This is a genomic window from Brachybacterium tyrofermentans (assembly GCF_014897585.1).
GTDB lineage: Bacteria > Actinomycetota > Actinomycetes > Actinomycetales > Dermabacteraceae > Brachybacterium > Brachybacterium tyrofermentans.
Genome location: NZ_JABUXW010000023.1, coordinates 22886 through 34918, shown reverse-complemented (window position 1 = coordinate 34918; position 12033 = coordinate 22886). Strand labels below are relative to the sequence as shown.

The window sequence follows — 12033 nt, the reverse complement described above, 5'->3', positions numbered from 1 at the left end:
TCACCACAGACTGTTCTCGGAGAACTTGCGGGCCAGCTGGTTCACGGTGATCAGCAGGATGATGTTGATGACCGAGTCGAAGAGCCCGACGGCAGCTGCGTAGCTGTACTGGCCCTGGATCAGTCCCGTCTCGTAGACGAAGGTCTGGATGACGTCGGCCGTCTCGGCGTTGAGGGTGTTGGTCATCAGCAGCACCTTCTCGAAGCCGACGGACATGAAGCTGCCGAAGTCGAGGATGAACAGGATGACCACCGTGGGCATGATCGCGGGGATGTTCACGTGCCGGATCCGCTGCAGGCGGTTCGCGCCGTCGACCTCCGCCGCCTGGTGCAGCTCGGGGTTCACACCGGCCAGCGCGGCGAGGTAGATGATCGTGCTCCACCCCAGCGACTGCCACACCCCGGACCACACGTAGAGGTGACGGAACCAGGCCGGATCCTGCATGAACTGGATCGGGTCGAGCCCGACGAGCCCGAGCAGATGGTTCAGCAGCCCGGTGTTGGGGTCCAGGAAGGCGAACAGCATGCCGACCACCACGACCGTGGAGACGAAGTGCGGTGCGTAGGTGAGGGTCTGGGTGAACCGCTTGAAGAACCTGCTCTTCAGCTCGTTGAGCGCGAGCGCCAGGATGATCGGCAGCGGGAAGAGGAGCATCTGGTAGACGCTCAGCACCAGGGTGTTCTTCAGCAGGCGCCAGAAGTAGAACGACCCGAAGAAGCGCTCGAAGTTCTCGAACCCGGTCCAGGGGCTGCCGGCGATCCCTTTGCTCGCGATGAAGTCCTTGAACGCGATCTGCACCCCGTACATCGGGACGTAGTTGAAGATCAGGAAGAAGATCAGGGCGGGGGCGGCGAGGAGATACAGCTGCCAGCTCGCGACCACGCGCCGACGCAGCCGGCGCCGGCGCGACGGCTGCGGGAACGACGCCGCGGGCTGGTCGGCCGGCGGGGACGCGGTCGACGTACGCGTGGCCGACGGGGACGCGGAGGACATCAGGCGACCGGTTCCGAGGCGCCGAAGACCGCACGACGCAGATCCGCGAGGTGCACCGGCATCCCGGTGCGGGCCGAGTCCTGCAGGGCCATCGCGCACAGCACCGCGTCGATGCCCTCGGCGAGACCGGCCCGCGGGGTCCGGTCCTCCCCGGCGGCGAGACGCCAGAACAGTTCACCGAGGATCTCGTCGCCTCCGTGGTGGCCGCTCGCGCCGATCTGCACGCTCTCGTGCTCCTGTGTGGACCCGGCTCCACCGGCGGGATCCGGGAAGGACAGATCGAGGGTCCGGGCGCTCAGGTCGCCCTCCAGCAGACCCTCGGTCCCGAAGATCCGCAGCCGACGGGTGGAGCGCGGCTGCGCCATCACGGCGGTGAAGGTGGCGAGCGTACCGTTGCCGAACTCCAAGGTCGCGACCTGGCGGTCCGGGAGACCGGACGGGCCGTAGGGGGAGTGCTGGGTGCTCGAGCGCAGAGCGTTCTTCGTCGCCTCGTCCCCGAAGTCGAGCTCGCCGGGCCCGGCGGTCGGGCGGAACCGCGGCAGCTGTTCGCTCTCCGCGCGGGGCCGGAACGCGAGGGCCGAGGCCATGGAGTGCACACGCACGGGGCGGCTGCCCAGGACGTATCCCAGGACGTCGACGTCATGGCAGCACTTCTCGAGCATCCAGCCGCCGGAATGCCCGACGTCCTGTCGCCAGCCCTGGTACTGCATGAGCGTCAGCCCGGTGCCGAGGTTCTCGTCGGCCTGGACCGAGAGGATCTCGCCCAGCCGGCCGGAGCGGACGATCTCCCGCACACGTTCGTAGAAGCGCGTGTAGCGCAGCACGAATCCGACGACGGTGCGGGACGCGGTTCGTGCCTGTTCCGCGGACCAGAGCGCGGAGAGCCCCTCCACGGTGGTCGCGACCGGCTTCTCGAGCATCAGCGGAAGCCCCTGCCGCATCGCCTCGACCGCGTATGCCACGTGCTGGTCGTTCGGGGAGGCGACGACCACGGCGTCGAGGTGGCGATCGCGCAGCATCTCCACGCCATCGTCATGGAAGTCGGGCTGTGCGGCGAAGAGACCGGCGAAGGCCTCGCGGCGCTCATGATCTGGATCCGAAATCGCCGAGAGGTCGACAGAATCCGCCATATCTGCCGGGACGTTACGAAAATAGGAGGCGGCGCGCTGGCCGGAGCCGACGAGGCCGACTCTCAGCTGTTTCGTGGCTATTCGGGCAGTATTCATGGACTGGACACCTATGCTGGAGAGTGGTGGATGTGCCGCTCGAGGTGGGGGTGAGGGGAGGTTACGTAAGGATGTAACAGAACCTAGAGTCGATCTGTGACCCATGTCAACCCCGAGCTGGGAACTGGATCGTTGGGGCCGAGATCCGCGTCCTGGTCACCATGAACGCGACTTCTCATGACGATGAACGAGGCTCCTCGAGGGAGTGAAATCGGCTCGTCGTCAGGCGCTCTTCGCCCCCGCGGCCGTGGGCTGCGGCATATCCTGCGGCCACCTCCTCCGACTCGACAGGATGAATCGGTGACCTCTCCCGGCACGACCACACCAGCACCAGATCCCGTACCAGCACCCGAGCCCGCACCGGCGCCAGCGCCAGCACCCGAGCCGCGCGAGCTGGCGGCCGATCTCGTCGTGATCGGCGGCGGGCTCGGAGGGGTCGCGGCCGCTCTCACCGCCGCGCGGCTCGGCCATCGCGTGATCCTCACGGAGGCGGATCCCTGGCTCGGCGGCCAGCTCACGGTGCAGGGCGTCCCACCGGACGAGTCCGCGTGGGTGGAGTCCCACCCGAATTCGGCGAGCTACACAGAGTTCCGGGAGGCGGTCCGGGAGCACTATCGGCAGAACTTCCCGCTCACGCAGAGCGCCCGGGCCGATGCACAGCTGAACCCGGGGAAGGGCTTCGTGTCCAAGCTCTGCCATGAGCCCCGCATCGGGGCGCTGGTGCTCGAGCAGATGCTCTCCCCGCTGCTGTCCAGCGGGCAGATCACCTGGTTGCGCGAGCACGAACCCACCGCGGCAGAGCGTGACGGAGACCGGATCAGCTCGGTGGTCGTCCGCGAGCTCCGGACCGGCGTGGAGACGATCCTGAGGGTTCCGTTGATCGTCGACGCCACCGAGCTCGGCGATCTGCTGGAGCTCGGGGAGGTCGAGCACGTGATCGGCGCGGAAGCTCGCAGCGAGCATGGCGAGCTCCATGCCCCCGAGCAGGCGGATCCCCTCGACCAGCAGGCGATCACCTGGTGCTGCGCGCTCGAATGGGCGCCGGGGAATCGGGAGCTGGTGCCCCGACCCGCGCTGTACGAGCGGTACGCGACCGTGGTCCCCGATTTCTGGCCCGGCCCGCAGCTCTCCTTCGACGACGTCCACCCGATCACGCTCGAGGTGCGCCACCGCCCGGTCTTCCTGGAGGATCCGGTCGGTGACGAGGGTGTCCAGGACGGACGGGGCATGTGGCACTACCGTCGGGTGCGCTCCCAGGAGGTCCTCGAGCCGGGCACCCCGGGCGGGGAGATCAGCCTGGTCAACTGGCCGCAGATCGACTTCTGGGATCTGCCGCTGCTCGGCGTCGGCGCCGAGGAGAGGGCGCGCGCCGAGGACGAAGCACGCCAGCTGACCCTGTCCTTCGTGCACTGGCTGCAGACCGAGGCGCCCCGCACCGGAGGTGGGCACGGGTACCCGGAGCTCCGGCTGCGCGGAGACGTCCTGGGAACCGCCGACGGGCTCGCCCGCCAGCCCTACATCCGTGAGTCCCGCCGCATCCGCGCGCTGTTCACCGTGACGGAGGAGCACATCGGCCGGGAGATGCGCGGCGAGTTCGCCGGCCCCGCGGAGTTCGCGGATTCCGTGGGGACGGGGCACTACCGGATCGACCTGCACCCGTCGACGTCGGCCCGCACCTACGTCGACATCGACTCCTTCCCGTTCCAGATCCCGCTCGGGGCTCTCATCCCGGCCGACGTCACGAACCTGCTCCCGGCCAACAAGAACATCGGCACCACCCACATCACCAACGGCGCCTATCGGCTGCACCCCGTGGAGTGGTCGATCGGCGAGGCCGTCGGCGCGCTCGCCGAGATCTGTCGCCGTCGTGGAGTGACCCCGGCCGAGGTGCACGCGAGCCCCGAGAGGGTCGCGGAGCTGCAGGCGCTGCTCCGAGACGAGCTAGGAGTGCGGCTCGAGTGGCCCGAGGCGATCCGTCGGCGCCTGCCGGAACCGGACGAGGCTCTGCGGTGACGCAGCGGGGCTGTGCGGCAGCGGGGCAACGGACACGAGGTCCGTACCCCGTGCGCGTCAGTCCTTCGTCGGGCCCGGGACGCTGCTGGCCCCGGGGGCGGCGGCGGCCGCTGCCTCGTCGGCCGGCGCGTCGGCGCAGGCCCCCTTGCCGAACTTCCGCTTGGCGGCCTGCTCCTCGAAGATCCGGGCCGCGCGCAGCGAGTTGACCTCGCCCACCACGGGGTTCGGCTGGTGGGTGGCGCGGGAACCCGAGTACAGCGAGATCAGGTTCATCGCGACGGCGCGCTGGTTGCGGTGCCCGATCATCTTGGTGATGTGCACGCCCAGCCAAGCGGCCCAGCCCATCGCGCCGGAGAGCCCGCCGAGAACCGGGATCTCGGCGATCGCGGCGTGACGGCCGATGGTGGCCATGGTGCCGAGGTCCGTGTACTTGAACTTCTTGCGAGGCTTGCCGGCGACCTCTGCGGCGATGGCGCGGGCGGCGGCCTGACCCATCTGGATCGCGGGCTGGGCGAGCTGGGGGAGAGCCTCGTCCTGGCCGGCGATGTCTCCGGCTGCATACACGCCCGGATGTCCCTTGACCTGCAGGAAGTCGTCCACTGCGAGGCGTCCGCGCTTGTCCTGCGGAAGGCCCCACTCCTTGACGGAATCGGGGATGGCGACGCCCGCGGCCCAGATGGTGATGTCGGATTCGAGGATCGACCCGTTGTCCAGGACCACGTGGTCGTAGCCGACTTCCTTCACACCGTGGCCCAGGCGCAGGGTGACACCGCGGTCCTTGAGCTCCTCGGCGGCGTACTCGCGGTACTTCGGGCTGAACTCCTTGATGAGCTCATCGCCGCGCTGCAGCACCGTGACCTGCAAGGTCCCCGGGTCCATCTCGGGATAGAGGATGTCCAGCTCCTGCATGCGGAAGTCCGCGAGGGCGCCGGCGATCTCCACGCCCGTCGGACCGCCGCCGACGATGCACACGTGCAGCTTGTCGTGGCCGCGGACGTCCTCACGGCTGGAGCGCTCGAGCTCGGAGAAGATGCGGTCGCGGATCGCGAGGGCCTGGCTGCGGGTGTACATCGGCATCGCGTGCTCTTCGGCGCCGGGGGTGCCGAAGTAGGTGGTCGTCGCGCCGTTGGCCACGATCAGGTAGTCGTAGGACAGCTCGTGGATGCCCTTCTGGCCCTCGTCGAGCTTGACCACCTTGCGCTCGGGGTCCACCCCCTCGACCTCGCCCTGGCGGTACCGCATGTTCGGGACCTTCAGGGAGAGGCCGCGCAGGAACATGGTGACGTCGCCCGGGTTCAGGCCGGCCGTGGCCACCTGGTAGAGCAGCGGCTGGAAGGTCTTGTAGACGTTGCGGTCGATCAGGGTGACGCGCACCCGCGCATCGCGCAGGGCCCCCACGGCGTGCGCCCCGGCGAACCCGCCGCCCAGGATGATCACGTGCGGCCAGCTCGCGCCGTCCTTCGCGGGAACGGTGGGTCGGCGGGAGAGGAACGGCATCGGCAGGACCATGGGAACTGACTCCTTGGAGTGACGGTGGTCGGCGTCCCGGCGGGGCACCGATGGCGTCCCTGGACAGGGGAGCCGGCGTCGGCTGGAGGTTGAGGAGGATCGACGAGCTGCGGACGATGCCGGGTGCGACCCGGGGAGGCGAGCTCGACGACCGGTCGGGCCCGGGGCCAGAGACGAGTGCGCGAGGAGGCGTGTCGTCCGAAGTACTCACCGATGCTACCCACTTCGCGGACCGTCACGTAACCGTATCCCCCGGCTCTCACGTCGTGCGTCACAAGGAAAGCGCACTCAGGGCGGATGCTCCGTGATCGCCGCCTCTCTCTCGGGACTGCGTCAGGTCCGTCGACCCCTCCGCCCCTCCGCCCGTCCGCCCGTCGGCCCCTCCGTCCGTCCGTCGGTCAGACGGTCTGCCCGACGGCCGTCGACCCGTCGGCCCGTCGACCCGTCGGCCCGTCGGTCACTCGGCCCGTCGGCTCGGTCGACTCCATCGGTCGGAACGGACGATCCCCACCCCGCTGGGCGCGAGCGATCGTCATGGAAGAGTCAAGGCGTCCCCTTGCGGCAGTCATGAACGAGGTGCGAGTCACAGGGATCGGTAAACGCGCGGTGACAAGTCGAAACCGGAACGGGGAACCCCGAGCGTGTTGCGAAATCCATGGGATGAGATATCCCCAGGCGCACGGCGTGCGCACACATCACTCCCAGGAGACCTTCATGTTCGTTCCCCCCGTCCGCCGCCTCGCGCGCGGCGCGTCCGTGGGCCTCGGGGCCGCCGCCGTCGTCGTCGCGTCGGCCGTCGTCCCGCTCGGTGCTGCTGTCGCTGCTGAGAGCGGTGACGAGGTCAATCTGCTGACCTTCAACGACTTCCACGGCGCCCTCGGGGCCGGCGACGCCTTCGCCTGCACGATCACCAGCACCCAGGCGCAGCACCCGAACTCTGCTCTGCTCTCAGCGGGGGACAACGTGGGTGGCAGCGCCTTCGCCTCAGCCGTCGACGGGGACGAGCCCACCATCGACTTCCTCAACGCCCTCGGCGTGGACGCGAGCGCGATCGGCAACCACGAGTTCGACAAGGGCCAGGACGATCTGACCGATCGCATCTCCCCGCGCACCGACTTCCCGGACCTGGCCGCGAACGTGTACCACGCCGATGGCAGCCACGCCCTGGAGCCTTACGCGATCGTCGAGGCGGGTGACGTGAAGGTCGCCGTGATCGGCGCCGTCACCACCAAGACCGTCGGCAAGGTCAGCCCCTCGGCGATCGAGGGCCTCACCTTCGGCAACCCGGTCGAGGGTGTCAACAAGGCCATCGACGAGCTGAACGAGTCCGGCGAGGAGTATGACGTCCTCGTGGCCTCGTACCACGAAGGCGCTTCCGGCAACGGGGAGCCCGGCTCCGCACCCAGCAACTCCGACCCGATCTTCGACGAGATCGTCACGGATACATCCTCCGAGGTCGACGCGATCTTCAACGGCGACTCCCACCAGACCTACGCCTTCGACGCCCCGGTGCCCGGCCAGGACGGCGAGGTGCGACCCGTCGTGCAGACCGGCTCCAGCGGCGCCAACATCGGCTCCGTGACCCTCGCGCTCGGCGACGACGGGGACTGGGATGTGGTCGAGGGCGGCACCGAGCTGATCCCCACCGAGAACGCCGACCTCGACGCCTGCGCCGGGGATGCCACCTACGACGCCGCCTCCCAGATCATCGCCGACGCGATCGCCAACGCCGAGGTGCTCGGCGCCGAGCAGGTCGGCACGATCTCCGACGACATCACGACCTCGTGGGACTCCACGGTCGCGGAGTACGACGAGAACGGCATCCGTCAGACCCTCTCCCCGGTCACGGATCAGGCGACCACCAAGGGCGATGACCGCTCCCGCCACTCCGCCGCCGGCAACATGCTCGCGGATTCGATGAAGTGGTACCTCGAGGACGCCGGTCTGGACGGCGAGAACGAGGTCATCGGCTGGATGAACCCCGGCGGCATCCGCGCCGAGCTGTGGAACGAGGCGGCCGGCGCCGAGGGCGATGGCGTGGTCACCTACGCCGAGGCCAACACGATGGTGCCCTTCGGCAACACCCTGAACTCCGGCGAGGTCACCGGGGCCCAGTTCGCGCAGATGCTCGAGGAGCAGTGGCAGCGCGACGCCGAGGGTGCGCCCACCAGCGAGTTCCTCGCCTTCAACGTCTCCAACAACGTCGAGTACGTCCTGGACAGCACCCGTGAGATGGACGACCACATCGTCGACATCCGCATCAACGGTGAGCCGATCGATCCCGACGCCACCTACACGATCGTCACCGCGAGCTTCCTCTTCGAGGGCGGCGACAACATGTGGGCGCTGTCCGAGGCGCAGAACGTGCGCGACTCCGGCGTGCTGGACCGCGACGCCTTCATCGACTACCTGGGCGCGAACGAGAACCTCGCCCCCGACTACTCCCAGCAGCAGCTGGACCTGCAGATCCTCGACGGCGGCGAGTACGACTCCGAGGCCGGCGTGGACACCGATCCGGTGCTGCGACTGGGCGGCCTGGAGTCCCTCAGCCTCGGCGCCCCCGAGATCACCTCGGTGAGCGTGGACGCCGGCGAGCACGGCACCTTCGAGGCGCCCTACGCCTACCTCGAGGACGAGGGCCGCTACGTCGGCGACGTCGCCCTCACGGACTGGCTGTGCGTGCCCGAGGGCACCGTGGTGCCGCTGACCATCACCGCTGTCCCGGACGAGGGCACGGCGATCACCTATGAGCTGCCGTCCTTCACCTGGTCCGCCGGCGGCGCCCCGGAGGTCTGCGGCGAGGACGAGACGCCTCCGCCCAGCGATGGCGGCGAGGACGGCGACGACACGACGACGCCCCCGAGCGATGAGGGCGACGCGGGCGACGAGGGCGAGGACACCACCCCGCCGGCCGACGACGCGGACGACGCGACGACACCGCCGGCGGACGACGCGACGACACCGCCGGCGGACGACGCCGACGATGCGGCCGACGACGCGTCCGACGACACCACCGTGCCGCCGACCACCGGCGGCTCGGACGCTGACATGACCGATGCCGACACGGCCGATACCGACAGCACGGGCACCGACTCGTCCGGCACCGACACGAGCGGCACCGACGCGGCGGACACCGACTCCACGGACGTCCAGGCCGACGGCCCGTCGGACCTCGCTCGCACCGGCGCGGAGGTGGCCCCGTTCGCCCTCGCGATCGGCGTCATCGCGCTGGCCGGCGTCGGCGCTCTCGGGCTGCGGCGCCGCCTGACCCGCCGCTGATCGAACCCCGCACGACGACGGGGCCGAGCCCCACCGGCCCGGCCCCGTCGTCGTGCGGACCGCATGATCTGCCGCCTTCCGGCCGGCGCCCAGCCTCCTGCCGAGCCCCACCGCCCGACCCACCCGCTGGCCCCACCCCAGGTCCACACCCCGGGCCGATCCCACCCCCGCCTCACCAGGAGACCCCGAATGAGCACCGCCACCACCCACGGCTCCGGCCTGCGGACGCACATGACCCGCGTCGGCAGCGCCGCAGCTGCTCTGGCCCTCGGCTTCAGCCTCGCCCCCAGCCTGATCTCCACCGCCCAGGCCGCCGTGGTCGCCCCCGGCGACCTGCAGATCAGCGAGGCCTACGGCGGCGGAGGCAACTCCGGCGCCAGCTTCCAGAACGACTTCGTGGAGCTGCGCAACACCACCGACCAGGACCTCAGCATCGACGGCTGGTCCCTGCAGTACGCCTCCAAGACCGGCGCCTTCCACAACACCGTCGCGCTGCAGGGCAGCGTCCCCGCCGGCGGCACCTTCCTGGTGCAGCTCGCCGCTGGCAACGGCAACGGCGACCCGCTGCCCGGCGCCGATCTCACGGCCGGCATCAACGCCTTCGGTACCGGCGGCGTCTTCGCGCTGTCGAACGCCGAGGGGAAGCTCGCCTGCACCGGCGCCACCTGCGCCGAGGATCCGGCCGTCGTGGACCTCCTGGGCTGGGGCGAGGCCGCCACCTTCTCGGGCGAGGCCCCCGCGCCCGCCACCACCAACGCCACCTCCGTCTCCCGCGTGGCCGCCACCGGCGAGAACTCCACCGACTTCACCGCCGGCGCCCCCACGCCCACCCCGTCGGGCGCCGAGGAGCCGGACCCCGGTGATCCGGGCGACCCGGAGGATCCCGGTGAGCCGGTCGACCCCGTCCCGGCCACGATCGCCGAGATCCAGGGAACCGGCGCCGCCTCCGAGCTGGCGGGCACGCCCGTGATCACCGAGGGCGTGGTGACCGCGGTGTACGCCACCGGCGGGCTGGACGGCTACATCATCCAGACCGGCGGCACCGGCGGCGCCCTGGACCTCGCCGAGCACACCGGATCCACCGCCGTGTTCGTGTACTCCCCGGACACCGCCGGCCAGGTCGCGATCGGCGACTCCGTGCGCGTGACCGGTGAGGTCGCCGAGTATCACGACTCCACCCAGGTCACCGTCGGCGCCGAGGGCCTCGAGCAGCTTCCCGAGGCCCTCGAGCCCGTGGAGCCCGCCACGATCGACAGCGGCTTCCCGACCCAGGAGGCCCAGCGCGAGAGCCTCGAGCACATGCTCTACCTGCCGGGCGAGGGCGACTTCACCGTCACCGACGTCTACTCCACGAACACGTTCGGCGAGGTGGGCCTCGCGATCGGCGACCAGCCCCTCCAGCAGGCCGGCGACATCATGGCTCCCGGCGCCGAGGCCACCGCCTACTTCGAGGAGCAGGCGCAGAACCTGGTGCTGCTGGACGACGGCCGCACCACCGACTTCTCGCGGAACGCGCAGCTGCCGATGAGCTGGCTGACCACGCAGGAGCCCGTGCGCGTCGGCGCCGCCCCCAGCTTCGAGCAGCCCGTCGTGGTCACCTACTCCTTCGACCAGTGGCGGCTGAACGTCACCAGCCCCTGGGAGAGCTCCGAGGCCGACGGCGTGGCCTTCGAGGACACCCGCCAGGACGCCCCGGACGAGGTGGGCGGCGACCTGCAGGTGGCCACCTTCAACGTGCTGAACTACTTCACCACCCTCGGCGAGGACACCCCCGGCTGTGAGCCGTACACCGACATGGAGGGCAACGGCACCACCGTGCGCGGCGGCTGCGACCTGCGCGGCGCCTGGGGCGCCGACGACCTCGAGCGTCAGGAGAGCAAGATCGTCGAGGCCATCTCCGGCACCGACGCCGACGTCGTGGGCCTGATGGAGATCGAGAACTCCGCCCGCCTGGGCGAGGAGGCCGACGAGGCCACCGCCACCCTGGTCGCCGCGCTGAACGAGCACGACGGCGCGGGCACCTGGGACTACGTCCCCACGGCGGACGCCTACGCCGCGCAGGGCGTGGACGGCGGGCAGGACGTGATCACCAACGCGATCATCTACCGCAGCGCCGAGGTGCAGCTGCAGGGCGACGCCCAGATCCTCACGGGCGACCCGGCGTTCGACAACGCCCGGGAGCCCATCGGCCAGGTGTTCGTGCCGGTGACCGGCGAGGGCGATCAGCAGGTCGAGGGCGAGCCGTTCCTCTTCGTCGTCAACCACTTCAAGTCCAAGGGCTCGGCGGACGCCGAGGACGCGGACCTGCCCGCGGACCCGGTGCAGGGCAACGCCCGCACCTCCCGCCTGCAGCAGGCCGAGGCGCTGCACACCTGGTCGCAGGAGCGCGCCGAGGAGCTCGGCGTGGAGGACGTGCTGCTGGGCGGCGACTTCAACGCCTACACCCAGGAGGAGCCCCTCCAGACCTTCTACGCCGACGGGTTCCTGGACCTCGCCGAGGCCCACGACCCCGCCGGCTGGTCCTACAGCTACGGCGGCATGGTCGGCTCCCTCGACCACGTCCTGGGCAACGCCTCCGTCTCCGAGCGCGTCACCGGCGCGACCGATTGGCAGATCAACGGCGCCGAGTCCGTCATGACCCAGTACTCGCGCTATCTCAACAACACCACCGACCTCTACGAGCCCGGCGTGTTCGGCTCCTCCGACCACGACCCGATCATCGTGGGCCTGGACGCCGGATTCCGCGAGGACGGCGAGGACCCGGGCGAGGGTGACAACCCCGGCGAGGGTGAGCACCCGGGCAAGGGTCACGGCAATGGCAATGGCAACGGCAATGGTCCCCGCGAGAACGACAACAAGGGACCGGGCAAGAACAACGGCTCCGGCCCCGGCGAGAACAGCGGGATCGGGCACGGCAGCGGCAACGGCCACGGAAAGGGCAACGGGAACGGCCATGGCAACGGGAACGGAAACGCGAACGGTCGCAACGGCTGACCCGCCCCATCCACGAGAC

6 protein-coding genes are annotated in these 12033 nt (G+C 70.1%); 3 read left to right on the top strand and 3 right to left on the bottom strand.

The window, feature by feature from the left end; genetic code table 11:
- Together INT49_RS15895 and INT49_RS15890 are read right to left on the bottom strand one after the other, a co-directional pair.
- Complete coding sequence (locus INT49_RS15895) at positions 1 to 993, bottom strand: ABC transporter permease (protein WP_193118734.1); 993 nt, start codon at positions 991 to 993, stop codon at positions 1 to 3.
- Positions 993 to 2219, bottom strand: a complete 1227-nt coding sequence (locus INT49_RS15890) for a Gfo/Idh/MocA family protein (RefSeq protein WP_193118733.1) — start codon at positions 2217 to 2219, stop codon at positions 993 to 995. Before INT49_RS15890 ends, INT49_RS15895 begins: the two co-directional genes overlap by 1 nt.
- A 300-nt stretch (positions 2220 to 2519) precedes the next feature.
- Here INT49_RS15890 and INT49_RS15885 point away from each other — a divergent pair, with 300 nt between their 5' ends.
- A complete protein-coding gene (locus INT49_RS15885) occupies positions 2520 to 4232 on the top strand; it encodes an FAD-dependent oxidoreductase (RefSeq protein WP_319021659.1) in 1713 nt (570 codons plus the stop codon).
- 57 nt (positions 4233 to 4289) lie between these two features.
- On the opposite strand, the gene INT49_RS15880 is transcribed toward INT49_RS15885, so the two are convergent.
- Complete coding sequence (locus tag INT49_RS15880; RefSeq protein WP_193118732.1) at positions 4290 to 5741, bottom strand: NAD(P)/FAD-dependent oxidoreductase; 1452 nt, start codon at positions 5739 to 5741, stop codon at positions 4290 to 4292.
- A 714-nt stretch (positions 5742 to 6455) separates the two neighbouring features.
- Between INT49_RS15880 and INT49_RS15875 the strand changes: the two genes are divergently transcribed.
- Entirely contained in the window at positions 6456 to 9020 is a 2565-nt protein-coding gene (locus INT49_RS15875; protein ID WP_193118731.1) for a bifunctional metallophosphatase/5'-nucleotidase, read from the top strand.
- 189 nt (positions 9021 to 9209) lie between these two features.
- Positions 9210 to 12014, top strand: a complete 2805-nt coding sequence (locus INT49_RS15870; protein WP_193118730.1) for an ExeM/NucH family extracellular endonuclease — start codon at positions 9210 to 9212, stop codon at positions 12012 to 12014.
- The last annotated feature ends 19 nt before the right edge of the window (positions 12015 to 12033 follow it).

Bases quoted from the DNA above. Each gene is read 5' to 3' on its own strand.
- INT49_RS15895 (WP_193118734.1), bottom strand. From the start codon at position 993: ATGTCCTCCGCGTCCCCGTCGGCCACGCGTACGTCGACCGCGTCCCCG.
- INT49_RS15890 (WP_193118733.1), bottom strand. From the start codon at position 2,219: ATGAATACTGCCCGAATAGCCACGAAACAGCTGAGAGTCGGCCTCGTC.
- INT49_RS15880 (WP_193118732.1), bottom strand. From the start codon at position 5,741: ATGGTCCTGCCGATGCCGTTCCTCTCCCGCCGACCCACCGTTCCCGCG.
- INT49_RS15875 (WP_193118731.1), top strand. From the start codon at position 6,456: ATGTTCGTTCCCCCCGTCCGCCGCCTCGCGCGCGGCGCGTCCGTGGGC.
- INT49_RS15870 (WP_193118730.1), top strand. From the start codon at position 9,210: ATGAGCACCGCCACCACCCACGGCTCCGGCCTGCGGACGCACATGACC.